The following is a 24572-nucleotide window of genomic DNA, read 5'->3' on the forward strand; positions in this document are numbered from 1 at the left end:
GTTTAAATTCATTATAAGGTACAGTATACCTCCTCTATATGTTCTATTAGTATTATTCACCGTATTATTTCTTTAAAATAAGGTATTACCATTCGCACTGAGCATGATTGGGATAATTGGTTATGGCTCGGTGGGATCCATGTTAGCGTATTTCCTTAACAAGGCAGGTCACATACCATATGTATTGACTAAGGGAAGGGAACATTGTACAGTGGAGTTCAATGGCAATAAGCATCAAGTGAAAGTTAAGGTAGTGAATTACCTCCCAGGGAACGTTAAGTATACCCTAGTGGCGGTTAAGGCTTATGACACTGCATCCATTATCAGCAAGATTAAAGGTATACCAGTAGTCTTTCAAAATGGTATTGGTGGGTTAGAGCTTGTTAAGGCTAATTTAGGCTTAGGCTACAGTGCCGTGGTAACTTATGGAGCATATAGGAATGGTGATTCAACATTAGTAGTTAAAGGTAACGTAATCATGCCTAAGGAACTTCATGAACTAGCCAACTTATTAACAGAAGGCGGCATGGTAATTAGGCTTGTTAATAATGTGGAACCGTATAGGTGGCTTAAGGCTATGGTTAATTCAGCCATTAATCCAATTACCGCAATTCTTAAGACTAAGGTTGGTGCAGTTATTGATAATGCGCAAGCAAGGTGGATAGCGGATAGTATAATTAATGAGTGTATTAGGGTCACTGATGCAATGGGTATTACAATGCCAACTGATCCTCATGAGGAGTTAATTAGAGTCGCTGAGTCAGCTAGGGAACATTACTCATCAATGTACCAGGACATAATCAACCACAAGCCCACTGAAGTGGATTACTTAAATGGTGTCTTCGTTAATAAGGGTGAAGAACTCGGCGTTGAGGCTCCCTACAATAAATTAATGTTTAAACTCATAAAGGCCATGGAAATATCCTAGGTTGGTTTTGCTAGGGTTACCGTGGCTTTGATTATGCCTATTATTTCGCTTGATTCAGGGAACCTCTTTTCCTCATGCCTAGAGAACACGAGTTTATCATCAACATACACATCGAATACTCCATTGCTGCCAGGTACTAAGGTAACCATCACGCCAGCGTAACCTAATTCGCTCAGTACGTCTTTGGCTAATTTAATAGCCCTATCTAGGTATCCGCAAGGCCGACAATAAACTACCCTTACACTAACCATTCGATAGGCCCGGCATAAGGGTAAATAAGGCATTAGCTCTAGGTAACTCTTCAGTGAATTCTGAAAAACCCTTAAATACCATTTTTAAACATTCATGATACATGGGTAAATATGCCTTTATAATACTATGCAACCCTGAGGACCTCTCGGAGGCGATTAAGGCTGCCCATGCCTTGCATTACGCTGTCCAGCTTAAACGACTAGGGCATGATGTAGTGGTCTACTTTGATGGACTAGGCTCTAAGATACCCATAGCCGACAGCCCCTATAAGGGTTTAAGGCCTGCGTATGAGACTGCCCAGAATGAGGGAGTAATATATGGGGCCTGTGGATACTGCGCCTCACCACCTCACTTAAATATTCAAGGATAAGTTAAGTGCGATTAGGATTAGGTTAATCGGTGATGAGGATCATCATGCTGATTTATCAATGTTCATAAATAACGGGTACTTAATCTTAGTTTTTTAATAAACCTAGAGGGAATTAACTATAGGCTTAGGTTCACTATTTACTAACCTACGCTAATGCCAAGTCCCTGAAGTCATAGGGTGGGTTAATTCCCTTAGCCTTATAGTAATCGTACTTTTTACCTAGAAACTCCTCTAATATTGGGCAACCCTCATACCTACCATCCCTTGGGCACTTTGGGTTATCACTATCCATTATTAGGCATGTTCCAGTCTTAAAATCGTAGTGCGGGCACTTCTTGTAGTAACGCTGTATGGAGGCTACTATCCTATTTATCCACTTCTGCTTGGGGTTATTACCCATGGTTTTCTTCTTCTGTTCAATCTCGAATTCGCTTAAGTCCTCCTCATACGACAGGCTTAACCACCTCCACCTTTTCAGTAGCTGAGGCTTAAAATACCTTTCCCAGATGGTTTTTTAAGCATACTTAATTCAAGGTGTTATTAATGTTCCATCAATGGTGCCGTATCTTAAGTACTTAATTAACTTCCCTGGATCCCTGCTATCTAATATTACCATTGATACGTTACTCCTCTTCATTATTTGTAACGCCCATTCATCTATAAGCTCATAGGTTCCTGCAAATGACCTAACACCCTCCCTACTTAATATACCCTCAACTTCACTTAACTTAGCTCTCCCAATCTTAACAGCATTGGGGTTTTTAGATGGATCATCAGTGTAGAGGGCATCAATGTTGGAGCAATTCACCACTGTGCCTATGCCTAAGTACTCAGCCGCTAGTACTGATACCATTGTTGTTGATTGACCAGGCTGCAACCCACCCATTACAATGACCTTGGATGATGAATATGCTCTACCAAGCTCCTGAAGGGTTTCAGGTATGCTTAAGTAAACGTTAACACCCCTAGCCAGTAGTGTATACATCATTAGTAGCGCGTTTAACCTACTTGCCCAAATGCCTAACATGTCGGCTGCAGCCTCCCGTCCAGTTAACTTTCTAGCCATTTCAATGTACCTCCTAGCTACATCACCACCCCCAGTCACCACCACAACTCCCTTACCTGCCTCCTCCGCTATAATATCAGCATACTTACTTACTAACTCCTCACTATTGAACACCCTACCCGTTAGTTTAATCACTATTCCCATTAATGCTGAATTAAGGGAACGCTTTTTAAGCTCTCATGAACCATAATGCTGATGATTACTTTACTTTGGTAAAATTGCAGGAGTACTGTATTTAGATTTAGAGACTTTTTCACACCATCCTAGCTGATAATCCTATGTTGAAATCACCTTGAACTCACATTACTACCCACCATTAATCAACCATCCGTAGTAAATAAATTAATGAGGAGACTAATGATCGAAAGAGTTTTCACTCACATAGATTCTACCAAGAAAAGCAAAGGTTACTTTTAAATCTCAGCGCTGTGGATTAAGCATAGCCGGTGGTTTAGGTGGCGAAGAAGAAGAAGACCACAGAAGAGAAGAAGGAGGGTGGACAGCAGAAGAAGTAATCACCCAATCCTAATTAAAAACAAATAAACTCAGCTTTTTTCCTTCATACCCATCTCCTATCCCTTCGATCACCTCAACTTTTAGTGAAGATAAGCACCATTCTGCTTGGCATTACTGCTAACCTCCAATACCAGATGTATCATTCAGTATACTTAGTGATTAAATCTTGCACCAGGAATGATGAAGCGGCCCCTAGCTTTAAGGTTAATAGTTTAGAAACCGAATGGGCGTTAATTCACTTTTTAACATTATCAATAACATGCTTAATTATGTGCCTCGCTGGGTTTATTCCTGTGGCTTCCTTAAAGCCTTGCCAGGACATTGATGGATTAACCTCAAGTATGAAGTATCCTTCATTGGTTTCAGCCACATCAACCCCAGCGTAGCCAAGGCCTAGAACCTCGCAGGTTTTTACGGCTAATTCCGATAACTCGCTGCTGGGGTTGACGGCTTCAGGCTTAGCGCCCTGGGCAACATTACTCTTCCACCCTATTCCCCTCCTGAATATTGAACCAATTACCTGACCACCCACAACCACTACCCTATAGTCCCCATTCCCCTTCTTCTCCAGGAACTTTTGAACATACATTGGTTTACTGAAGTTAAGCAGGTAGCTGAATATGTTCATTGCTACGTCAGGGTCATTCACCTTAAATACCCCATAGCCCATTGAACCCCTTAACTCCTTGATAACCGCCTCATTAAACCTCTTCACTGCGTCATACGCCATGAACATGTTTTCACTCGACTCAGTTTCAGGAACCGGTAAGCCATTCTTAGCAAGTATCATTAATGCCGCTAACTTATCACTGGCTACTAGCCAATTCATTGCACTATTAACCACGTAAACCCCCATGCTTTCAATAGCCCTCACGACCCAAACCCTATGAAGTAGCTGTTCAAAGTCCCTAATGAGACCAAGGTGCCTAAGCACACCACCATCAATTGAGACAGGTTCCCTGACACCCCTCCCTATAGCCTGGTAAACACTTACACTGCCCTTACTTAACCTAACGCTAGCCATGTTAACGTAAACCCTCTTAACCCTATGGCCAAATTCCCTCACGGCTTGTTCAAGGTCCTCAATATCAGGTTGATTAAACTCAACCTCATACGGCCTAATTATGCCTATATCCATACTTAAACCTGGATTCCTTCGAATTATAAACATTAATACCATGAAACTTTAAGACCATGGTAAACCTAAGCAAGGGTTTAAGGAGCAATGGCTCTACTGTGTTCATTACCCTAAGGGTAACAAGGCCTTAAGCTGTAGGAGGAATTAGCACCAGGAGTAGTAGAAGCAGTAAGGATTCAGCAAGACCACCCCACCCTATCCTCCTAATCCTTAACCTAACTTCACTAGGATTAAGCTTATCCTCCCATAGGGCATGTATGGCCCTTATGGTGGGTTCAATAAGCGGTATGAAGTAGTAAACACTGGCGTCAAGGTAACCTATTACTACGTAAGTCACTAATACTAGTGACGTGAACCAAACCAATGAGGAGACCCAGGGCTTAATTAACCTGAAGGGTAACTTGCCTTCAACGTACGTTGATGAGAAGGCGTGGTAAGTTAACCAAACTATGTCAATGTAGAAAACCACAGGATGAAGTGAACCACCCATCATTATGTACCAGGGTAAGTAAACAGAAGCCATAAGTACTGTACCAGCTACATTAGCCACCGCACCCCTACCCTTCCCCCTAAGGGTCTCAATTACGAAAATTAGAAGTAAGCCAATTGAGGGTGTAACCCACAGTAACCCGTACTTAATGTAGAGTAGGTAGGAGTAAGGTAGTGCATTAATGATGAGTAGCGCGTAGTCAAGTGGCCTTGGCCTTGATATTAATCTTAAATGAACCTTTGTTAGGCTTAAGGCATTAAACAGCATAAGCATGAACACTAACGTAGCCTTAAGTGGATTGAATGAGGCATTAAGCATTATTAAGGATATTAATGATAAAACGTATGTAGTGGCTAATACTGAAACCGCCCCACTATCCATGTGCCTTACCCTCCGTGTGGAGTTCATTATGCTGATTACCCTGGGTTAATCAATAAGTATTACTTAAGGTACTGGGAGCGTGAAAATAATGAATAAGGTCACTAATCACCTAGTGCCGATTGCCTGGAGAATTTCAATTAGTTTACTGTTGAATCAACCTTAGGGCCAGTAATTTTTTAAGTACCTAAGGCTAAGGCCCCTATGAGCATCAGCGCTAAGGACCTTGAGCATATTAAGGAGCAGTGGAGTTCACCAATCGGTAAATTAAGCATCTGGAACATAAGTAAGTTCGAGGAAATAGGGTTTAGGGTTTCTAAACTACCCATAAGCATTAGGATACTTCTGGAGAGTGTGGTTAGGAATTACGATGATAAGGTTGTTAAGGCTGAGGACGTGGAGTCCCTGCTCAAGTGGGATCCTAAGGCCCAGTACCCTAAGGAAATACCCTTCATACCCGCCAGGTTGATACTACAGGACTTCACCGGTGTCCCACTTGTAGCTGACTTAGCCGCAATGAGGGATGCAGTAGCTAAGCTGGGTAAGGACCCTAGGTTAGTTAACCCACTAATCCCAGTGGACCTGGTTATTGACCACTCTGTTCAGGTTGACTACTTTGGTGCGGCTGATGCCTTAAGGTTAAACATGAAGCTTGAGTTTGAGAGGAATAGGGAGAGGTACGTCTTCCTTAAGTGGGCTCAATCAGCCTTCAACAACTTCAAGGTGGTACCCCCTGGTAGAGGCATAATACACCAAGTCAATATAGAGTACTTGGCCAAGGTGGTTTTCGTTAGCCAGAACAATGCCTCAGCTTACCCAGATACTGTGCTTGGTACAGATAGCCACACAACCATGGTAAGTGGCATTGGTGTACTAGGCTGGGGTGTGGGTGGTATTGAGGCTGAGGCCGTCATGCTTGGTCAACCCCACTACATAACAGTACCCCAGGTGGTTGGGGTTAGGTTAGTGGGTGAGCCCAGGGAAGGTGTTACTGCAACCGATATTGTCCTCAACATTACTGAATTCCTAAGGAAGAGGAACGTGGTGGGTAAGATAGTTGAGTACTATGGTCCAGGAATTAAGGCTCTACCTGCCTGGGATAGGGCTACCGTGTCCAATATGGCCCCAGAGTACGGTGCAACCACTGGCTTATTCCCAGTGGATGAATTAACCCTAAGCTACCTTAGGTTAACAGGTAGGGACGAGGCTCACGTTAAGCTTGTTGAGGAGTACCTGAGGCACGTGGGCTTATTCTACACTGAGGATTATGAACCCATGTTCAGTGAGAGTTACCAGTTTGACTTAAGTGAGGTTGAACCAGCAATAGCTGGGCCAAGGAACCCTGATGAGAAGATACCCCTTAAGGCGGCTAAGGCAACGGTGTCTAAGCTTATTGATGAATACGCCAACAGTAGGGGTGGAAAGAAAAGCACCCTGGTTAACCTTAATGATGAAAACGTTAGGTTAAGCGACGGCGCTGTTGTTATAGCTGCAATAACAAGCTGCACTAATACCAGTAACCCAACAGTACTCATTGGGGCGGGCTTAATAGCCAAGAAGGCAGTGGAGAAGGGCCTTAGGACCAAGCCCTGGGTTAAGACTAGCCTAGCCCCAGGTTCAAGGGTTGTTACAGATTACTTAACAACAGCAGGATTAATGCCTTACCTAGAGGCCCTAGGCTTCCACGTGACTGGGTACGGTTGCACAGTGTGCATAGGTAATACTGGTCCATTACCTGAACCCATAGCTAAGGCTATTAGGGAGAATGACATCTACACAGTTGCGGTCTTAAGCGGTAATAGGAACTATGAGGGTAGGATACACCCACTGGTTAAGGCAGCCTACTTAGCATCACCAATGCTCGTAGTTGCCTACGCCTTAGCTGGTAGGGTGGATATTGACTTCGATAATGAACCACTTGGTTATGACCCTAATGGCAGGCCAGTCTACCTACGGGATGTATGGCCAAGTGTAAGTGAGATTAATTCAATAATCAGGAACACGATAGTTCCTGAAATGTTCAGGAGGAAATACGAGGATGTGTACAAGGGTGATGAATTCTGGGAGGGGCTTAAGGCACCCAGTGGTGTACTTTACCAGTGGGACCCGTCATCAACCTACATAAGGAAACCACCATTCTTCGATAATGTGGCCCCGGAACCTGCGCCACTGAGGGATATTAAGGGCGCTAGGATACTGCTACTCCTCGGAGATAAGATAACCACTGACCACATTTCCCCAGCAGGCTCAATACCATTAGATAGCCCAGCAGCCAAATACCTCATGGAGAGGGGGGTTAAGCCAGAGGAGTTCAACACGTACGGCTCCAGGAGGGGTAACCACGAGGTCATGGTTAGGGGAGGCTTCAGTAACATTAAGCTCAGGAACCTCATGGTTAATAGGGACGGTGGATACACTGTGCATTGGCCTGATGGTAAAGTAATGACTGTTTACGATGCGGCAGTCCAATACCAGAGTGAGGGGATTCCACTAGTTGTCTTTGCTGGTAAGCAGTATGGTTCAGGGAGTAGTAGGGATTGGGCAGCTAAGGCAACGTTACTCCTTGGCGTCAAGGCAGTCATCGCTGAGAGCTTTGAGAGAATCCACAGAAGTAACCTAGTGGACATGGGTGTGTTGCCAATTCAACTACCTGAGGGTGTTAGCTGGAAGAACCTGGGCTTAACGGGTAATGAGACTGTGGACATTATTGGCATTGAGGAGGGACTTGAACCAAGGAAGAAGCTGACAATAAGGATAACTAAGTCTGATGGAAGCGTTAAGGAGGTTGAAGCCGTAGCTAGGCTTGATAATGAGGTTGAGGTTGAGTACTATAGGCATGGTGGAATCCTACCGTACATGCTTAGGAAGCTGGCGGGTTACATTAAATGAAGGCCTAGGCCCAAAGCACCCTAAAATCAATGTAAGTTAATGCACCTATCTAATTAAGCCCGGGGCTCTTTAATACAACATCCATTATGCCCACAGCCCCTTTAGATACCCGTTCAGGTTCACCATAGGTACTCCTACCATGCTCAGGCACCATCCTCCTCACTATTGACACTAATTTATCCACAGTTCCCTTAGTAGATAGCGTTTCCCCTATTGGTAATTTCCTCGCCATTTATTAGCGTTAACTCTACAATATAATGTATCTCAACTAGACTTAACTGCGCCTGGGTCTAAGGCTATGTGAATTGAACTCAATATCAGTAATCACCTTATTGACTTAGAACCCTATTGCCTCCTGTTGAGAGTAATTGAATAAGCATTAGTGAATATGCCTTATGCGATTACTTCACATGCTGTGGTGAGGCGGATTCGCGTTGATTAATTCCCTTAATTCGCTAGCCTCATTCTCTAATTCCTCATCCCAAATATCCCTAAATAAATCCTTTACATTTGATATCTACTTAAGCACCTCCACTAAGTCCTCCTTAACCTCGTTTAGGTTCCTGTAATCAACAAGGTTTGGGTCTAGGCCATTGTATGAGAATCTATGCAGGGAGAGCACCATCCTTACAATGAGCTTCACATCAATGCCTAGTTTCCTTAAATCCCTAGATATTCCTATGAGTCCAGTGGTTGATGCTGAGTAGCCCACATTCTCGTACCAATCCCTTTCCCTAGTATCCTTACCCTCAACTATCTTATCAATATTCTTAACAATTAATGAACTAATAATGGACTTACTGCTCATGATGACCTTAGCTGAGGCGTTTTGAAGTAGATCCTTATTCAGCATCTCAAGGGCTAACCTGGCCTCAACTAGGCCGTCAAGCACTTTAGCATATACATACGCCTTGGGATCCCTCCTGTAATCGAGGTAACTAATCTCTATGCATAATAACTGTTTTAAATTAATAAAGTATTGCCTAGTTTAGCTAAAATCGCTACTAGTTAAGTTTACTTACCTCTAACTAATGATCTCTATGGCCTACTATTGAATGGATAGCAGGAGTGAAGATAATAAATCACAAAAAAGAAAACTACACTAATACGGAGATGAAGACAATGTTCAAAGATTACCTTCTAAGGCGGAATAAGCCATAGCTCCTATTACATTAGGTTAATGTTATAATAATTAAGATGACTAGGTTAATGAATTAAGTAGTATTTGTTGATCTCTTAATCTTACTAATGGGAAGAAAGTATTCATGAATTAAACTAGCCCAATCTTAATCTCCATAGCTGCCAAAACCAAGTTTACCACGTGACTTGTGGTTAATGGTTCTCCATTAGCTAAGCTATAGACCCTGTCTGCAAGCATCCTGACCTCACTACTTACGCTTCCTCTGGGTATTCCACTAACCATGACTACTACACCACTGTTTCTGGTTAATAGGTCCGCCAGTTCAAGGATCCTTATGGGTTCACCATCCCTCTCCAGCAGTATTGTTAATGGCGCATTCATGGATTTAACTAACTCAGCCAACGTAGTATCAACGATCCTAAGCAACCACTTACCGCCTGGTGGTACTGAGCCGTACTTGAATAGCTGCTCCATTAGGCCAAGGAAGTTTATGTAGTTTTGAGGGGGCCTCTCCCCTGGAGCCACCTCTATTACTTTACCGTTTATTGTATGTATGTGAACCGTTAGCATTCCCTTGGCTGCCAGTAGGCTGTTTAATGAATCTAGGAGGAACTTGTGGACTATATCCGGCCTACCCCTAACTTCCTTATTCCTGAGCCTACCCATGGCTCTGAAGTGGAGTGCCTTATCCAGGGGCATGTGGTCTGGATCCCTGCCTAACCTCCTCGCTACCCTAATTACTGCTTCATCATTCCTCAACTCAATGGGTATTGGCTCCAGGGCTGCGTCAACAAGCATGAGATTAAGCGCTAGTACCATTAATGCTTGAAGGAGACGTTACTAATTTAACTTATTCCCTAACCGGTGGGTGGGGGCGGATTTTAGCTAGTGCATTAACAACTTCCTTTTCTCTTAATAGATCCCTAATAGATATTACGCTAATAACCCTGTTGTTATCATCAACAACCACCACGTGCCTAACCTGCCTCTCATTCATTAATTGAGCCACAGTGGTTATGTAATCGTAGTACTTAACTGATACTATGTTGCCCATTGTCCCCACCTGCTCCACAGTGGCCTTACTCACATCAACCCCCTTGGCTAACGCCCTGATAACATCCCTCTCACTAATCACACCCAAAACCCTCTTGTTCTCAGGTGAATCAACTATGACTACTAGGCCCACGTTGTTCTCAGCCATAAGTCTCACAGCGTCCATAACTGGGGAACCAACCTTAATCACTACTGGGCTTTTGCGGGTTATTAGCTCTGAGGCCTTCATGATAGTATTATATTTTATTGTTTTTAAACTTAACCCCTAGTAGTTAATATAGAGACAGTAATTAATTATGTTACTCACGTTAATTACGCAATAATTTCACCAACATCACTATTGATTACATAACCCTTAACGTTAAGTCCCCTCAACCTCCTCAATTCCTTAAGGAGACCCTCAGCCTCATTAATTGAATCCCTCCTAACCACTATATCGAAGTCCTCCTGAATAACCTTAATGAAGTTTAAGCCCCACTTCTCCGCATGGTACTGGGTTATGAAACCATAGTCCGCCTCACCCCTGAGTATTGCCTTGGCCACGTCATCGTGAGTCCAGGCAACAACATTAAGTGACCTCGGGTTAAGCACACCCATTCTCCTAAGCCATAGTTCACTAAGCAGCCTAGTTCCTGAACCAGGATTCCTCTTAACCATGGTTAACTCACCTCTCCTAATTCTCTCAGCAATGTCCCTTAGGCTCAATGAACCTAACCCCCCACTATACCCAATTCCAATAACCCTAACGTAACCCCTCACTAATGCAACATCATCTAGTACACCTAACATGCTGAGTAGCTTAAGGTTGCTGCCATATATCGACGATAAGTGTATCCCAGCCACCTGGGCCTTATTAACCAGGAGCATTGATAAGCCATTCATTGAACCAACCCAAGTCACCTGGGCGTGATCATCTAGGATGTAGGAGAGGAGTTCATCATGGCTACTCGCCACGGTCAACCCACCCTCTAAGCCACCTTCATTGAAGGTTAGTAGAAGCTCCTCCCCAAGCCTAGTTAACCTACTGTACCCACCCCTGGAACCACCTCTAACGCCCTCTATTAGGGCTTCCGATAAGGTGGCTTCAGTCTCCTTAATCATCCTGAAGGCTGTGGAGTAGGGTATGTTGAGTAGTTTAGCCGCCTTACTTAATGAACCATGCTTCCTTATTAAGCTGAGTAATTCAATGACCTCAATCCTAACGTCAACACCCCTAAACCTAACAGTCCTATTACTCATTACTGCTCTTGATTTTAAATAAACTAATGCAGTGTTTATAAATCCAAGCTCAATCCCTCCCTGATGATAGTGTGCACTACCGTTAATGATGACTACAGGGTTGAGGTCTTCTCTAAGGCTACGAAGCTCATACTAATGGACACTAGTAGGAATATAATACACGTTGAGGATAACCCAGCGCTACTCAGCCCAAGTAAAAGGCCCACGGTGGCTAAGAGGTGTGTGGAGCTTGGCGCTAACGTGGTTATTGCAGCTCATGGCTCAGTATGCTACCCATCCTACCGCATATTGAGGCAGCGTAACGTGAAGATTTACATTACTGAACCAGGCTCAGACCTAAGCAACGTTAATGTAACACCCATAACCCAGTGGGAGGTCCTCTACTCAAGCATAATAGCAATGCTTGAGAGGCTAAGTGGGCATTAGCATGGTCACTGCAATAGTGGTTATACCACCAGTTAATGATGGTGAATTACTAGGTAAGGTAATAGGCTACATGGAACGCAGCCTAACTAAGGCTGGGTTAAATAATGTAGTGTTCTGTGGCCCACTGAAGGGTGCTAGAATCCCTGGGTTAGTGGCCTTAGCAACCTACGTTGACTACAACTACGTATCATCCAGGGGATTACTGAAGGCATGCATTGAGGTTAACGTAAAACCACCCATAATGCTGATTAGGGGGAGTCAACCCTACTTAAGCCCGGAAACCTATGCTGAAGCCCTCTGGGCCTTAAGCTCCTTCAATAGGCCCATAGTAGTGTTATCCAGGGGTGGCAGGGGTTTAAGTACACCTATACTAGTGTCTAGTAGTAAATTGGTGAGTAGGCTAGTTTGGCTTAACTCTAGGTTTAAGTTAGCAAGCGCAATGGTTAGGTTCCTCATTGAGCATAAGAGGGATGTGTTACTTGTTGAGGTTAAGGATGAGTGCCTTGGTGTTAGGCTCAGCCCCTCAGCCTGCTTAAGTAGGATTAATGACTAGACATAATGCCTGGTTAATGCTACTTGCTAAGGTTATTACTGGTGAACTCCTTAAGCATTCTTACGAGTTCCTCCTCACTTGAGGTAACCTCAATGTTAGGTAAGTAATTCGTCATTTCCCTCCATATTATTGGATTATCCTTGAACCTATAATCCATGAGTATTATAAAGACCCTATCCTTATCGGACCTAAGCCCCCTACCTATGGCCTGCTTAACCTTAACTAAGGCTTGCCAAGTGTAGACTGCGTGCCACGCATCATCGTAGTTGGCCCTAGACTTAACAACATCAACTAACCCATTCATGAAATCATTCGGCTCAGGGTAAGGTACACCAATTATTGCCACTGCATCTATGTAGTTGATGTCATTGAACCTGAACTCAATACCCTCAACAAGCTTACCTCCGGCAACCGCCAGTATTAACTTATGTGGGTTAACTTTAATCGACCCTAACACATCCTCTATGGTTGTTGTACCTATTTCAACCACTAAGTCAACCCCATGCTTAATGTACTTCCTAGTGGCCTTAAGCGTGTCGTATGATGGGAAGACTGCTAGAACACTGTGGTTCACGGCATCATAAACACTTATCAATGCCTGCGCAATCCTACTGTACTGTTCCTCACTCCTTTCAGTATACTTTGTGGTTACTTCACCGTAAACCACAGCCTTAACGTTAGAGGACTTAACGTACTCGGTTAATCCAATCCTTAACTCACTAACCTTAACCTTAACACCCAGTAGGCTTGTGAAGAGCCTCGTAGGGGGCATTGTACCACTCATGACTATGAAACTATGGGCATTATTCAAAACCCCAGAGGCTGCTACCGATGGATCCATTAACCTGCTTACAATGGCCCTACCATCATTACCAATAGATAGGAAGAGGGCCTTATCCTTAGGCATCTTAACCACTGACTTGTAGAAATCAATTATGTCACTTAAGGGTGTACCAGCCAGAAGAATACCCCTACTCCTTTTACTGGCTAAAACCTCACCAGAGGCTTCACTTAAGTAATCAACGTCATTGAAGTACTCCAAGACCTTGGTTGAGTCAACCCTACGCTCACCCTGCTCGGTAACGCCTATGAAGAGGTCCCTGAAGAGGGCCCTTATTGATGCTAATGCCCTTAATGCCCCCGCTTTAACGTTAATGTCGCTTACGAACCTCCTAACATCAACTACCGCGGCCTTAACCATGGCCTCGGTGAGGTATTGGGTGTTTAGATCCAGTACTGCGTAGGGGAGGTTGTGCGCCTCATCAATGATTAGTATCGATGACTTAAGGTCTAGGTCAACAACCTCAGGGGCGTTTAGGGAGAATAAGTAGTAGTAGGATAGGATTATTAACTTTGCATCGCTGATGAGCATCCTTGAGGCATCATATGGGCATACGCCAAGCTTACATATTGACTTAACGTACTCACCTGGTGATTCCAACCCAGCCACAGTATCCATGAATAGGCTATGGTCAATTCCACTCTCCCTCAACTTAATATAATACCTACATTCCCCAGTCCTCTTAAGGTAATTACACTCCATTAGGAAGTCCCTATAGGGTAACTTGGACGTTGATGATATGCAACACATCCTCGCCCTATTCCTAACTAGGACGTAGGGTATGAAGAGCCCCTTAACCTTAAGTAACTTACTCAACTCCCTCATTGGGGCTATTGCCTGGTTATTAGTCCTAATCATGTAAATAACCTTAATAGGCTCACCCTCACTATAGGCTAAGGCCGCGGCCAAGGCAGCTGCAGTCTTACCCACACCAGTGGGTGCCTCAATCACAACACCCCTACCCTCCCCTAAATTACTGTATATGAAGTCGGCAATCTTAGCTTGAAGAGGCCTCCAACCCACGTACGGTAAGTACCTACTCACCTTAGTATTAATCATTAGACCAGCATTGAGACGCTGCACGCTTTAAAAACCTATGGCTCAGTGCCTTAATCTTGATGAAGCTATAACCCTTACCTCATTATTAGTACATTACGGTTTTAGGTAATAAGCCTTATAAAATGAAGTTACGTTGAACACTTGCAGTTATAAAATAATTACCAATTACGACTAATTGCATTTTAAAGTAATCTAGCATTTTCTCACAATATTTTTCTTATTGCACATCAAGTGTGAAATAAAAGATTTTAACTATTCATGAACTAAAAGGTATAGTGATACTATGGGCGAGAAAAGGAAGAAAATGGCTGTAGCCGTATTCTCAGGCAGTATAGATAGGTTAACTGGGTTGGCTATCCTTGTTTCTGGTGCAGTGGCCATGGGTATGGAGGTTGAATTATTCCTTCAATTATGGGGTGCATATTCCTTTAGGAAGGATGTTATACAGAAGAACATGAACTTTAGCGAATTTCAAAACCTGAGTTCTGAGGTTGCTAAGAGGTTGCAGGAATTGAAATTACCATCATGGTTTGATTTATTAAGGGAGGCTAAGAGGATGGGCAACTTAAAAATTTATGTGTGCTCCACGGCGGCTGCAATATGGAAGGCTAAGAAAGAGGACTTCGTTGATCTAGTTGATGACATAATAGGTGTGGGTGAATGGGTGGATAAAATGTCAGAAGCCGACATAACGCTATTCGTGTAGGTGATGGGCATGAATGAGATAAAGGGTGAATTAAGTCCCGAGGAGCTTAGGAAACTTAAACCAAACAAGACAGTAGACGCTAGGGGCATGTCTTGCCCAGGTCCTCTCCTGGCGGCTAAGCAGGCTATAACTGAAGTACCAGTTGGGGGAATACTGGAAACTCTCTCATCAGATCCTGGTACAAAAAGGGACTTACCCCTTTGGGCTAAGAAGATGGGGCATGTATACCTAGGCACAATAGAGGAGCCTGGGTACTGGAGAATATTCGTGAGGAGAATGAAGTGATTAAGTAGGTGATTGAGTATTGACTAGTAAAGAATCAAAACCGCAGGTTCTTATTTTCGCTACAAACATTATTTCAGACCCTGGAATATGCTCAGCCGGCTTAATGCACTTGAGTTACCCAGCTCAAACAACCATTATCAAAGTTCCATGTTCCTCCATGATAAGGCCAGAGTGGATACTAATAGCGATTGAAAGCGGCTTCGATGGCGTATTCATTGCTGCCGATGGTACTGATTGCCCATACTTAAGTGATTGCACAGACAGGACTGCGAAGCATGTTAGGGAGGCTCAAGAATTATTAAGCAATAGGGGTATTGAACCCGATAGAGTTAGAATGGCCGCCATTTGCTCAGTATGTGGGGAAGCCTTCTCTAGATTAATGAACGACTTTTACTCTAGGTTAATGAAACTAGGCCCCATTAAGGTGAGCTACCGTGGGGAATGACTTGTTTAGGAAGATCCTTGAGAAGGCTGAAATCGTGAATGAGCCACTTAACTACGATGTTGTAGTAATAGGTGGTGGCATAGCGGGCATAGAGGCGGCACTTGATTTAGCGGAAATGGATTATAAGGTTCTCTTAGTTGAGAAGGAGACAACTGTAGGTGGTAAAATGCTTTTACTAAGTAAGGTATTCCCAACTCTTGACTGTGCTAGTTGCATATCAACTCCGAAAATGGCGGCCGCTGCTCATCACCCTAACATAGAATTATGGACCTACTCAGAGGTTACCAGTATTGATGTTAAGGGAAGGGGTGATTTTGAAGTCACAGTTCTGAAGAAACCCAGGTTTGTTAATGATGCCTTATGTACTGGATGCGGTAAATGCGAGGACGTATGCCCTGTAGTTATACCAAGAGAGTTGGATTATGGCCTTAGGGGGAGGAAGGCAGCATACATACCCTTTGATACTGCCGTCCCAAAGATAACTGTAGTAGATGTGGATAACTGCATTTTCTGTGGGCAATGTGAAAGGGTGTGCCCCGCAGGAGCCATTGACTTCACTCAGAAGCCTAAGATCTATAGGGTTAAGACACACGCATTAATAATAACTACTGGTTACAGACTTTTTCCTGCGGAGAGGAAGGAATCCTATGGTTATGGTAAGGTACCTAACGTAATAACGGCAATGCAAATGGAGAGACTATTATCCCCCACAAGGCCATTTAATTCTGTTTTAAGGCCATCCGATGGTAAGGAACCAAGTAGTATTGGGTATGTGCTCTGTGTTGGTTCTAGGGATAAGACTGTGGGGAACCCCAGGTGTTCTCAAGTTTGCTGCATGTATTCGATAAAGCAGGCTCAGTTAATCTTAGGGGCAGTACCATTGGCTGATGTAACAATATACTGCATGGACATAAGGGCTTACGGTAAAGGTTTCGAGGAATTTTACCAGAAGGCTAAAGCAATGGGTGTTAGGTTCGTGCGCAGTAGGGTGGCTAAGATTGAGGGATTGCCTAACGGTAATGTTAAGGTGATTTATGAAGATATTGATGATGGAAAGGTGAAGTCCGCAGAACATGACTTAGTGGTTTTATCCGTGGGCCTATTACCAAGCAGTAATGATGTTGTTTCAATAATTCATGGTGCAAAATTAACCGTTGATGCACTGGGATTTATAATAACGGATCCATCGGCACCTACTCAGACGAACATAGAGGGCATTTTCGCGGCAGGTTGCGCAACGGGACCTAAGGATATTCCTGATACCATATTGGAGGCGGCATCAGCCGCAGCGAGATGCGCAGCTTATCTAAGATTGCTTAAGCAGGAAAGAATGACGACAGTAGAAGTGGTCAGCGATGGAGAGAAATAACAAGATTAGGATCGGTGTATACGTATGCCATTGCGGTGGCAATATTTCTGACGTTGTTAATGTAAAGAGGGTTGTTGAGGAGGTACGTAAGGAAAAGGATGTAGTTATTGCTAAGGATTTCATGTTCATGTGCTCTGAAGCTGGTCAGAAATTGATCGAGGATGACGTAAGAAGTGGTAGGGTAAATGCGGTGGTTGTTGCCTCATGTTCCCCAAGACTTCATGAGGCGACATTCAAGGCCGCAATAGCGAGGGCTGGTGGTAATCCGTATATGTATTACCATGTTGATATTAGGGAGGAGTGCTCATGGGTTCATGAGAATGATAAAGAAGAAGCCACGAATAAGGCTATAAGGCAAGTTAGAATGGCTATAGCCTACCTTAGGCATGCTGAGCCACTTAGTAAGGTAAGGGTAAGGTGTGAACAGTCAGTACTTGTAATTGGAGGGGGCATAGCTGGGTTAAGGGCTGCCTTAGATTTAGCTGAATCTGGCATTACTGTGCACCTTGTTGAACGTACCCCATTTCTCGGCGGCAATGCTGCCAAAATCGGTAAAATTAAGGTTTTCCCTTATGAGAAAACAGCCATTGAAATAGTTAGAGAACTTACACAAAAGCTTAGGATGATGAGCAACGTGTCAATATACACTAACGCTGAGGTGGAGGATGTGTCAGGGTATGTAGGCAACTTTGACGTTACTATTAAGGTGAATCCACGTTATTTTAAGGGCAAGTGTGACGAACAAGAGGTTGAGGAACTTAGAAGGGCATGTCCAAGGAAGACCCAGGATGAGTTTAGCTATGAGGTCTCCGAGAGGACTGCAATAATGCTTCCTCCGTTCAATGGCGCTTACCCTGAAATACCAGCGATAGATATTGCATTATGTGATAAATGCAGTTTGTGTACTAAGGTGTGTGATAAGATTGATTTCTCTCAGAAGCCGCAGACTGTTCATCTAAGAGTTGGCGCAATAATCGTAGCCACTGGGTTTAAACCATATAAGTCTCAAAAGGGTGAGTATGAGTATGGATCGCCTGACGTAATTACTCTCCAAGAGTTAGTGGGGATGATTAATAAATACGGTGATGTAATTATTAATGGTAAGAGACCGAGGAGTATAGCATTCATTTACTGCGTGGGAAGTAGGCAAAGGAGGGAGGAGGGCAAGAGTGTGAATGAGTACTGCTCTAGGTATTGCTGTATAGCCGCGCTAGATGTCGCGGTAGCTATTAAGGAGCTTTTGAAGGATGTTAAGATATATCATATAGTTAGGGATGTTAGGTCTTACGGTATAAATGAGTTATTGTATGAGGAAACGAGTAGGCAGGGGCAGGTTTTCGTAAAGTATGATGTTGATGAAGGTGAACCACAGATCGCATATGTTAATGATAAGCCTATTGTTAAGGTTAAGGATGTTTTAACTGAACACATGGAAATAGAGTTACCTGTTGATTTAGTAGTCCTTGTTACGGGCATGGAACCATCAGATGGTACAGTGAATATTGCAGAGAAAATGAAAATATCTAAAGGCACTGATGGATTTCTCCAGGAGATTCATCCTAAACTTAGGCCTGTGGAGACAATGCTAAATGGAATATTTATTGCAGGCACTGCGCAGGCACCACGTGGTATTAGTGAAACCTTAGCGTCCGCATCAGCAGCTGCGGCGAAAGCTATGTCACTTGTCCTGAAGGGATACACTGAGTTGGAACCATTTGTTGCTTTTGTTGACCAGGATAAATGTAAGGGTTCTGGATTATGCATAAGCGAATGCCCATATGGTGCTATCGTAATTAAGGATTATGCAGGTGGTAAGAAGGCGTGGGTAAATGAAGCGCTTTGTAAGGGTTGCGGGGCTTGTGCGGCCGTGTGCCCAAGTGGTGCCATTCAACTTAAGGGTCTTAGAAACGTGCAGATTGAGGATATGATAAAGGCGGCAGGTGGTTTCTATGTCTAGGAGAGAGCTTACGATAGATAAATTAAAGAAGGAGATGGGGATTCAGCCACCTAAGGAGCTTACGGAGTACGTTAGGGAAGTAACGACTATAAGAAGTAAAATAATTAATTGCCTAAGAAAGTATGGGGAATTAACAGTCAAGGATATTTCCCTAAAGATGAGTATACCAGAGAATGTAGTCCTCTGGCACCTTATGACAATGTTCAAGTACGGCTTGATTGAACCAACCGAAAAGACTGATGATGGTTATTACAGGTATAGACTGAAGGGTGAGACTCATGGCTAAGGTAAATCCTAAATTAATAAATGAGTTGAAGGAGCTTGGGGCATTCGATATATCGGCTTGCTATAGTTGTGGCATTTGTACAGTAACCTGTCCCTTAGTCCAAGAGGGGCATGAGTTCCCAAGGAAGATAATAAGGTACGCAATCCTCGGTCTTGAAGATAAGCTTGTCTCAAGTACTGAGCCTTGGCTATGTTATTACTGTGGCGAGTGTACACAATCATGCCCAAGGGGTGCGGACCCAGCGGGCTTCATGATGGCTACGAGAAGGTACTTGACAACTCGTTATGATCAAACTGGATTCTCGAAGAGACTCTATAAATCAAGGTTCATTGAATTCATTTCAGCTGCACTACTCTTCGCTCTCACAGTTTCAGTTATTTACCTCCTTCATGGGCCAATAGTTCTCTCAAAAGTTGACCTAGACTCCTTCCTACCAACACACCTAGTTGAGTTAGGTGACCTAGTGATACTAGTGGTGCTTTCGGGTCTTTTATTGGCTAACATTTACAGGATGTATAGATTCACAGTTTCAGCTAAGGGTATTCCTTTCTTAGTGCATATAAAGGAGTTCATAAGGACAGTGGTACCGCATTTCCTTACCCAAGTTAGGATGCTGAAGTGTAGTAGAAACACCATAAACTGGATTATGCATGTATTGATCGTGTACGGTTACGCGACAATATTCATACTAGTGGTGGTTTTCTTACCTCTATTTCAAACAAACATTATTTACCCAATATATAACCCAGTAAGGTTAGGTGGGTATTTAGCATCTGCAGCATTAATAGTAGGGGCAGGTTACGGAATCTATGGCCGTATAAGGAAGAACACATTGGTAAGGCAATACTCCCACTCAACTGATTGGCTCTTCCTAACATTACTATACCTCACCATAGTTTCAGGCATACTTATTGATGTGTTCAAGTACCTTAACCTACCCCTGGAAACATACGTAATATACACCATTCACTTAGGCTTCGTGACACCACTACTAGTACTGGAGGTGCCGTTTGCGAAATGGTCACATTTAGCCTACAGACCCTTAGCAATATACTTCACTAGACTTAATGATATCGCTAAGACAAAAAGCGAAGCCCACATATTAGTTAAGGTGAGTAATTAAACCTGCTTTATTGCCAAAGTATATGTCATTAAACTTCACGCTTACTGGCTTAGAAACATACGGCCGCATTCTTTAACTGGAGGGATTAGGATTAACATGGGCCCAACCCCCACCCCACTACTGATTAGCCTCAGCCGTAGCCATAGGCCCATGCTCGGGCCAGTAGACCCCTGAACACGCCCACCCCGGCTTAGGGCCGCTCCCTCCCGGGCCTAACCCGGTTCACCGGAGCCCCACTACCCACAGCCCTACGGCTGTAGGCGTGGGTAGTGGACGTCTCAGGGGGCTGGCCTTCATGGCGGTGCCCATGGCCCGACACTGGACTAACCAGTAGCGGAGTGGAGTTTCGGCCTCCGTTTACCTACGGCCCTCATTGAGAGGGGGAGGGGTGGCGCCCCTCCAGGCCTGGCCCGGTTTGAATGTGTGGTGAGCTTTTTAACTCTTACTTGTTGAGGAGTCAATATAGTTTATGTTAAACTATTTATGAGTATTGGTTTAAGGAAAAACTATTAAAGTACCCTTGCCTATTGCTGATGGAGTTGAGGATGAGTGACTCAATTGATGCGTCAATAGTAGTACCGACGCTTAATGAGGCTGATAATGTAGGTAGACTCATTGAGGAATTAGCCAGCAACATTAAGGGTATTAATTATGAGGTGATAATTGTTGATGATGGGTCAACTGACGGTACTGTTAAGGTTGCCGAGGAGACTGCTAGGAGGCTTGGGGTTAACCTTAAGGTTATTGAGAGGGGTAGGAGACTTGGCTTATCAAGCGCGGTAATAGATGGTATAAGGGCTAGTAGAGGAGGCATAATTGTGGTGATGGATGCTGACCTACAGCACCCACCATCTGTAGTACCGAAGCTAATTGAGGCCGTCTCCAACGGGGCTGATGTAGCGGTTGCGTCTAGGTACATTAAGGGTGGTGGGATAGCCGGTAATTGGCCCCTCCTGAGGAGGATAATAAGCCGTGGAGCAGTTACCTTAGCCCACATACTGGTGCCTACAGCCAGGGATGTTAAGGATCCTGTCTCAGGTTTCTTCGCAGTGAAGAGGAGTGCCGTATGTCTAGGTAAGCCCCACGGCGACTACAAGATCCTGCTCGACATACTTGCCCTCTGCAGGGTTAGGAGGATTGCGGAGGTTCCCTACGTTTTTAGGACTAGGGAGGCTGGCTCATCTAAGTTAGGCACTAAGCAAATAATAAACTACGTTAAGCAGATTGCCTCAATATCATTAAGCCTACTTTCCCTAAGTGGTTATAGACCTATTAAGTTTGCCATTGTTGGTGTAATAGGCTTATTCGTATCGGAGCTTGTGCTTCACGTATTCTGGAGGATGCTTGGGTTAGCATACTTCATATCCCTAATACCAGCCATTGAGGCGGGGGTTGTTAATAACTTTACCCTAAACAAGGTGTGGACTTTTAAGGACAGGTCAGTGGGTTACTGGGTGGGGTTAGGTAAGTACCATGTAGCCAGTTTAACCGGAACAGCTGTAACATATGCTGTGACGAACCTGCTTCACTACGTTCTCGGCGTGAACGGTTACGTAGCATACATAATAGGAGTTATATTCGGCTTCATAGCCAACTACATTATGGCTGAGATTTACGTCTTCAAATACCATCACGCAGGTACCAGTAGTTAGTTACTCCACCCCTTAAGCATGAGGGTGCTTGCTCCACTACTCTAACTGAACCTTCAATACCCTAACGCCTAAGCACTAGCATAAGCCCTAAACCTCACAGTGAACATAAGGGGTAAGTACTTGGGGCAAAAGTATCTCAAGCCTTACCCCAGTCATAGAGAAAGGATTTTTAATGTAATAGTAATAACCTTTAAAAGCGTTAACATTATTGATGCTTGTGGCCAACAATAAGAGGGGCTGTGACCCAGTAAGCATTAGGCTTGAGGCCGAGGATTTTAGACTATGGTATACTAAGTTCAGGGATGTTATAAGCGACTTAAGCCTAGTTAGGAGAGTGTCCTCAATAGTGTATAACCTCCTCAACCAAGGCTGCAGTGAGGAGGAAGTTGTTAAGGCTGTTGAGGATATTTTAAGGAACCTTAACGTAGACCCATTAATGATTAAGAGGGGGGAATTCCAGGGACTTAGAGGTGACGTAGTTGAGGTTTTAAAGGTAGTATTCCCGAATGCGATACAGGAGACTAAACCACCCTTCTTCATCAATGAGAGGAATAAGAGGGGGAAGAGCCAGCAACCTCCAGTTAATAGACAGGTGAAGAAGGCTGTTAGGCGTACTTTAAGAATTAGAGGCACTGAGGCGCTCTCCTGGATAATACTAGGAGTATCCTCAATCACAGCAATAATATCCCTGGTAATTAACAATAAGCTAATACTGGGTATAAGCTCATCGCTAGCCTTAATATTCCTCATAGTGGCATTAATGGCACACATACGCATGATATGAGCCTTATGAATGCTTATGATACCTATTTGATACTGTATGATTTTAAATCCCTAAACGCTCTTTCAGTATAAGGACGAAGTAAGAGTTCGGTCTTCATTGTGGTTAGTAGTTACTTGGCCTCATTACTCCTCCCCCTCGGGGACGCGGGGTTTCATTGGGTGCCTTCCCCAATACCCACTCACAAGCCCCACAACGGCACCCTCCAATTAAGAGTCCATGAATTTTAGCTTACCTTGCATTAAAGGATTAAACGTAATTAAAAATTAATGAGTAATTACGTAAAAATATTACAGACAGAGGAAGAATGGGGAATGATGAATACAGTAGAAGGGTGAGACTTGTCGCTCGTTTTTATCATTATACTTAAAGCTCACTCCTCAAGTAAATGAAGTCTGGTAAACTAAGAATAGTGAATTCAAGAATTAGTTTCAGTTACTTAGGCAGGAGGCTTAATAATGCTTTTAAGTTAAATCTATCCAAAAGTAATTAAAGTTAGTATCAGTAATACCTTAGTGAAGCAGGGAAAGGGCCTAGTTAATGAACTTAATGACTTACTTGAGTCTTACCTGAGGGATATGGAGGGGGATGTGGTAAGTGTGGTGATATCGGATATTAATGGTTTACCAATAGCATATAAGTCTGTAATTAACCTGGATGTTGATTCACTATCAGCATTATGTGCCTTGGCCATTAACCATATGCAGAAGATTAGTAGTGAGACTAAGCTAGGTGATGTTGAGTACATAATAGTAAGCTATAGTGGTTACGTACTTTACATTGAGCACATTTATGGTGACTTACTACTCATAGTGGTTACTAATAGGGATGCTAACATGGGCTTAATAACATATGTAACAAGCAGGTATGCTGAGCACATAAGTAATTTAATAAAGTCTGCAAAGGATTCCAACGATTGATAATAATTAATGGCGATACTGAGAATCCTTTATATTGATGTTTATATAGGGATTAGTAATGAGCTGAATTCTATCATAGTTTATTTTCCTATTATTCCTAACTATTAAATGCAAATAATGTAGTGAATTGAACCTTAATGCGAACACTATAGAAAATCTTAAAAAATAATAAAATATTAACTGAATTGGTGAGGTTAAGGAACGTGAAGGTCTGGATAATGATTATCATTATTATGATATTATTAGCACTACACTTGGGTGCTCCTCAATGGATTAAAGTTTCAGCCATCACCATGTCTCCAAGTACTCGCACTACTTATAATCAAAATCTAAATCTTAACTAAATATAATTGCCCACATTACTTAAACATAACCCAAAATTCAGCAACGTTCTCACTATGCTCAATACCTAAGGCCTTCTCTCTCAGTCAACTTCAAGTAGACTTCATTTATAATGGTACAGGGTACACTGTTTCCTCTAACGGTACAGCAACCATGTATCCCGGATATAGTATGATATTTAACTTAACTCTCCATAATAAATCAATGATAGTTGCCTTTGCATGGGCTCCACCATGTAATATGAATCTCGGTTTACCCTGCTTCACAGGGCTTACCCTACCTTCGCCTAACTCACTTTCAGTATTCAATGGTACGGTAACCATGAATTGGTACATTAAGGATCGCACCCTCTACCTAACCGTGCTGC

Annotated in this window: 25 protein-coding genes, 1 other RNA gene and 2 pseudogenes; 15 read left to right on the forward strand and 13 right to left on the reverse strand. The window is 43.3% G+C overall.

The features are described 5' to 3' along the window. Positions 1-103: 103 nt before the first annotated feature. Complete coding sequence (locus Q0C29_RS10105; protein WP_292000541.1) at positions 104-928, forward strand: ketopantoate reductase family protein; 825 nt, start codon at positions 104-106, stop codon at positions 926-928. On the opposite strand, the gene Q0C29_RS10110 is transcribed toward Q0C29_RS10105, so the two are convergent. Further along, complete coding sequence (locus Q0C29_RS10110; RefSeq protein WP_292000542.1) at positions 925-1179, reverse strand: SelT/SelW/SelH family protein; 255 nt, start codon at positions 1177-1179, stop codon at positions 925-927. The two genes, Q0C29_RS10105 and Q0C29_RS10110, sit on opposite strands and share 4 nt — an antisense overlap. Positions 1180-1280: 101 nt before the next feature. Here Q0C29_RS10110 and Q0C29_RS10115 point away from each other — a divergent pair. After that, positions 1281-1647 (forward strand): annotated as a pseudogene (locus tag Q0C29_RS10115) (hypothetical protein). Positions 1648-1695: 48 nt separating this feature from the next. On the opposite strand, the gene Q0C29_RS10120 reads toward Q0C29_RS10115, so the two are convergent. The 4 genes from Q0C29_RS10120 to Q0C29_RS10135 all read right to left on the reverse strand — a co-directional run bounded on the left by Q0C29_RS10120 (position 1696) and on the right by Q0C29_RS10135 (position 5168). Next, a complete protein-coding gene (locus Q0C29_RS10120) occupies positions 1696-1950 on the reverse strand; it encodes a hypothetical protein (RefSeq protein ID WP_291767426.1) in 255 nt (84 codons plus the stop codon). Positions 1951-2079: 129 nt separating this feature from the next. Next, positions 2080-2760 (reverse strand): UMP kinase, encoded by a 681-nt coding sequence (gene pyrH, locus Q0C29_RS10125; RefSeq protein ID WP_292000544.1) that lies wholly within the window; start codon positions 2758-2760, stop codon positions 2080-2082. 607 nt (positions 2761-3367) lie between these two features. Continuing rightward, positions 3368-4270, reverse strand: coding sequence for a RimK family alpha-L-glutamate ligase (locus Q0C29_RS10130; RefSeq protein WP_292000545.1), 903 nt, complete (start codon positions 4268-4270; stop codon positions 3368-3370). A gap of 127 nt (positions 4271-4397) precedes the next feature. After that, entirely contained in the window at positions 4398-5168 is a 771-nt protein-coding gene (locus Q0C29_RS10135) for a hypothetical protein (protein ID WP_292000546.1), read from the reverse strand. Between the two features lie 174 nt (positions 5169-5342). On the opposite strand from Q0C29_RS10135, the gene acnA reads away from it, so the two are divergent. After that, positions 5343-8027 carry an aconitate hydratase AcnA gene (acnA, locus tag Q0C29_RS10140; protein ID WP_292000547.1) on the forward strand — a complete coding sequence of 895 codons (2685 nt, stop codon included), beginning with the start codon at positions 5343-5345 and terminating at the stop codon, positions 8025-8027. 49 nt (positions 8028-8076) lie between these two features. On the opposite strand, the gene Q0C29_RS10145 is transcribed toward acnA, so the two are convergent. From Q0C29_RS10145 to Q0C29_RS10165, 5 genes and pseudogenes are all read right to left on the reverse strand, one after another. After that, on the reverse strand, positions 8077-8259 hold the full coding sequence (locus tag Q0C29_RS10145; protein WP_292000548.1) for a hypothetical protein: 183 nt from the start codon (positions 8257-8259) through the stop codon (positions 8077-8079). Between the two features lie 174 nt (positions 8260-8433). Further along, positions 8434-8976 (reverse strand): annotated as a pseudogene (locus Q0C29_RS10150) (PaREP1 family protein). A 321-nt stretch (positions 8977-9297) separates the two neighbouring features. Further along, positions 9298-9987, reverse strand: coding sequence for a ribosome biogenesis protein (locus Q0C29_RS10155; protein WP_292000550.1), 690 nt, complete (start codon positions 9985-9987; stop codon positions 9298-9300). Positions 9988-10018: 31 nt separating this feature from the next. Beyond that, complete coding sequence (locus Q0C29_RS10160) at positions 10019-10450, reverse strand: CBS domain-containing protein (protein ID WP_292000551.1); 432 nt, start codon at positions 10448-10450, stop codon at positions 10019-10021. An 83-nt stretch (positions 10451-10533) separates the two neighbouring features. Beyond that, a complete protein-coding gene (locus Q0C29_RS10165; RefSeq protein ID WP_292000552.1) occupies positions 10534-11460 on the reverse strand; it encodes a substrate-binding domain-containing protein in 927 nt (308 codons plus the stop codon). Between the two features lie 63 nt (positions 11461-11523). Between Q0C29_RS10165 and Q0C29_RS10170 the strand changes: the two genes are divergently transcribed. After that, positions 11524-11886, forward strand: a complete 363-nt coding sequence (locus Q0C29_RS10170; RefSeq protein WP_292000553.1) for a hypothetical protein — start codon at positions 11524-11526, stop codon at positions 11884-11886. Further along, positions 11876-12439: a hypothetical protein gene (locus Q0C29_RS10175; RefSeq protein ID WP_292000554.1), complete on the forward strand. Its 564-nt coding sequence runs from the start codon at positions 11876-11878 to the stop codon at positions 12437-12439. Before Q0C29_RS10170 ends, Q0C29_RS10175 begins: the two co-directional genes overlap by 11 nt. A gap of 19 nt (positions 12440-12458) precedes the next feature. On the opposite strand, the gene Q0C29_RS10180 is transcribed toward Q0C29_RS10175, so the two are convergent. Beyond that, the gene (locus tag Q0C29_RS10180) at positions 12459-14339 is read right to left on the reverse strand and encodes an ATP-dependent DNA helicase (RefSeq protein ID WP_292000555.1); all 1881 of its coding nucleotides are present in this window, start codon (positions 14337-14339) and stop codon (positions 12459-12461) included. 283 nt (positions 14340-14622) lie between these two features. Between Q0C29_RS10180 and Q0C29_RS10185 the strand changes: the two genes are divergently transcribed. The 7 genes from Q0C29_RS10185 to Q0C29_RS10215 are packed head-to-tail and all read left to right on the forward strand — an operon-like array spanning position 14623 to position 20510. Then, entirely contained in the window at positions 14623-15045 is a 423-nt protein-coding gene (locus Q0C29_RS10185) for a DsrE/DsrF/DrsH-like family protein (RefSeq protein WP_292000556.1), read from the forward strand. A 9-nt stretch (positions 15046-15054) separates the two neighbouring features. Continuing rightward, complete coding sequence (locus tag Q0C29_RS10190) at positions 15055-15330, forward strand: sulfurtransferase TusA family protein (protein ID WP_292000557.1); 276 nt, start codon at positions 15055-15057, stop codon at positions 15328-15330. A gap of 19 nt (positions 15331-15349) precedes the next feature. After that, positions 15350-15775, forward strand: a complete 426-nt coding sequence (locus tag Q0C29_RS10195) for a hydrogenase iron-sulfur subunit (protein ID WP_292000558.1) — start codon at positions 15350-15352, stop codon at positions 15773-15775. Beyond that, positions 15765-17144: a CoB--CoM heterodisulfide reductase iron-sulfur subunit A family protein gene (locus Q0C29_RS10200; RefSeq protein ID WP_292000559.1), complete on the forward strand. Its 1380-nt coding sequence runs from the start codon at positions 15765-15767 to the stop codon at positions 17142-17144. The genes Q0C29_RS10195 and Q0C29_RS10200 overlap by 11 nt, the downstream gene beginning before the upstream one ends. After that, positions 17131-19101, forward strand: coding sequence for a CoB--CoM heterodisulfide reductase iron-sulfur subunit A family protein (locus tag Q0C29_RS10205; RefSeq protein ID WP_292000560.1), 1971 nt, complete (start codon positions 17131-17133; stop codon positions 19099-19101). The genes Q0C29_RS10200 and Q0C29_RS10205 overlap by 14 nt, the downstream gene beginning before the upstream one ends. Further along, positions 19094-19387 carry a hypothetical protein gene (locus tag Q0C29_RS10210; RefSeq protein ID WP_292000561.1) on the forward strand — a complete coding sequence of 98 codons (294 nt, stop codon included), beginning with the start codon at positions 19094-19096 and terminating at the stop codon, positions 19385-19387. The genes Q0C29_RS10205 and Q0C29_RS10210 overlap by 8 nt, the downstream gene beginning before the upstream one ends. Continuing rightward, the gene (locus tag Q0C29_RS10215) at positions 19380-20510 is read left to right on the forward strand and encodes a 4Fe-4S dicluster domain-containing protein (RefSeq protein ID WP_292000562.1); all 1131 of its coding nucleotides are present in this window, start codon (positions 19380-19382) and stop codon (positions 20508-20510) included. Before Q0C29_RS10210 ends, Q0C29_RS10215 begins: the two co-directional genes overlap by 8 nt. Before the next feature lie 93 nt (positions 20511-20603). Here Q0C29_RS10215 and ffs read toward each other — a convergent pair. Continuing rightward, positions 20604-20926, reverse strand: an RNA gene (gene ffs, locus Q0C29_RS10220) — signal recognition particle sRNA. Positions 20927-21043: 117 nt separating this feature from the next. Between ffs and Q0C29_RS10225 the strand changes: the two genes are divergently transcribed. The 3 genes from Q0C29_RS10225 (at position 21044) to Q0C29_RS10235 (ending at position 23863) form a co-directional block, all read left to right on the forward strand. Beyond that, a complete protein-coding gene (locus tag Q0C29_RS10225) occupies positions 21044-22162 on the forward strand; it encodes a glycosyltransferase family 2 protein (protein ID WP_292000563.1) in 1119 nt (372 codons plus the stop codon). 217 nt (positions 22163-22379) lie between these two features. Continuing rightward, positions 22380-22946, forward strand: a complete 567-nt coding sequence (locus tag Q0C29_RS10230) for a hypothetical protein (RefSeq protein WP_292000564.1) — start codon at positions 22380-22382, stop codon at positions 22944-22946. A gap of 512 nt (positions 22947-23458) precedes the next feature. Further along, positions 23459-23863 carry a roadblock/LC7 domain-containing protein gene (locus Q0C29_RS10235; RefSeq protein ID WP_292000565.1) on the forward strand — a complete coding sequence of 135 codons (405 nt, stop codon included), beginning with the start codon at positions 23459-23461 and terminating at the stop codon, positions 23861-23863. A gap of 449 nt (positions 23864-24312) precedes the next feature. Here the strand turns inward: Q0C29_RS10235 and Q0C29_RS10240 are convergent, their stop codons facing one another. Further along, positions 24313-24540 carry a hypothetical protein gene (locus tag Q0C29_RS10240; RefSeq protein ID WP_292000566.1) on the reverse strand — a complete coding sequence of 76 codons (228 nt, stop codon included), beginning with the start codon at positions 24538-24540 and terminating at the stop codon, positions 24313-24315. Positions 24541-24572 lie beyond the last annotated feature (32 nt).

Origin of the sequence: Caldivirga sp., assembly GCF_023256255.1 — an archaeon.
GTDB lineage: Archaea > Thermoproteota > Thermoprotei > Thermoproteales > Thermocladiaceae > Caldivirga.

Excerpts from the sequence above, each read along its gene's own strand:
- Q0C29_RS10215 (WP_292000562.1), top strand. The coding sequence starts at position 19,380 with ATGGCTAAGGTAAATCCTAAATTAATAAATGAGTTGAAGGAGCTTGGG.
- Q0C29_RS10210 (WP_292000561.1), top strand. The coding sequence starts at position 19,094 with ATGTCTAGGAGAGAGCTTACGATAGATAAATTAAAGAAGGAGATGGGG.
- Q0C29_RS10185 (WP_292000556.1), top strand. The coding sequence starts at position 14,623 with ATGGGCGAGAAAAGGAAGAAAATGGCTGTAGCCGTATTCTCAGGCAGT.
- Q0C29_RS10130 (WP_292000545.1), bottom strand. The coding sequence starts at position 4,270 with ATGGATATAGGCATAATTAGGCCGTATGAGGTTGAGTTTAATCAACCT.
- Q0C29_RS10165 (WP_292000552.1), bottom strand. The coding sequence starts at position 11,460 with ATGAGTAATAGGACTGTTAGGTTTAGGGGTGTTGACGTTAGGATTGAG.
- Q0C29_RS10170 (WP_292000553.1), top strand. The coding sequence starts at position 11,524 with ATGATAGTGTGCACTACCGTTAATGATGACTACAGGGTTGAGGTCTTC.
- Q0C29_RS10205 (WP_292000560.1), top strand. The coding sequence starts at position 17,131 with ATGGAGAGAAATAACAAGATTAGGATCGGTGTATACGTATGCCATTGC.
- Q0C29_RS10120 (WP_291767426.1), bottom strand. The coding sequence starts at position 1,950 with ATGGGTAATAACCCCAAGCAGAAGTGGATAAATAGGATAGTAGCCTCC.
- Q0C29_RS10145 (WP_292000548.1), bottom strand. The coding sequence starts at position 8,259 with ATGGCGAGGAAATTACCAATAGGGGAAACGCTATCTACTAAGGGAACT.
- Q0C29_RS10160 (WP_292000551.1), bottom strand. The coding sequence starts at position 10,450 with ATGAAGGCCTCAGAGCTAATAACCCGCAAAAGCCCAGTAGTGATTAAG.
- Q0C29_RS10135 (WP_292000546.1), bottom strand. The coding sequence starts at position 5,168 with ATGAACTCCACACGGAGGGTAAGGCACATGGATAGTGGGGCGGTTTCA.
- Q0C29_RS10105 (WP_292000541.1), top strand. The coding sequence starts at position 104 with ATGATTGGGATAATTGGTTATGGCTCGGTGGGATCCATGTTAGCGTAT.
- acnA (WP_292000547.1), top strand. The coding sequence starts at position 5,343 with ATGAGCATCAGCGCTAAGGACCTTGAGCATATTAAGGAGCAGTGGAGT.
- Q0C29_RS10180 (WP_292000555.1), bottom strand. The coding sequence starts at position 14,339 with ATGATTAATACTAAGGTGAGTAGGTACTTACCGTACGTGGGTTGGAGG.
- Q0C29_RS10110 (WP_292000542.1), bottom strand. The coding sequence starts at position 1,179 with ATGGTTAGTGTAAGGGTAGTTTATTGTCGGCCTTGCGGATACCTAGAT.
- Q0C29_RS10240 (WP_292000566.1), bottom strand. The coding sequence starts at position 24,540 with ATGTACCAATTCATGGTTACCGTACCATTGAATACTGAAAGTGAGTTA.
- Q0C29_RS10190 (WP_292000557.1), top strand. The coding sequence starts at position 15,055 with ATGAATGAGATAAAGGGTGAATTAAGTCCCGAGGAGCTTAGGAAACTT.
- pyrH (WP_292000544.1), bottom strand. The coding sequence starts at position 2,760 with ATGGGAATAGTGATTAAACTAACGGGTAGGGTGTTCAATAGTGAGGAG.
- Q0C29_RS10155 (WP_292000550.1), bottom strand. The coding sequence starts at position 9,987 with ATGGTACTAGCGCTTAATCTCATGCTTGTTGACGCAGCCCTGGAGCCA.
- Q0C29_RS10225 (WP_292000563.1), top strand. The coding sequence starts at position 21,044 with ATGGAGTTGAGGATGAGTGACTCAATTGATGCGTCAATAGTAGTACCG.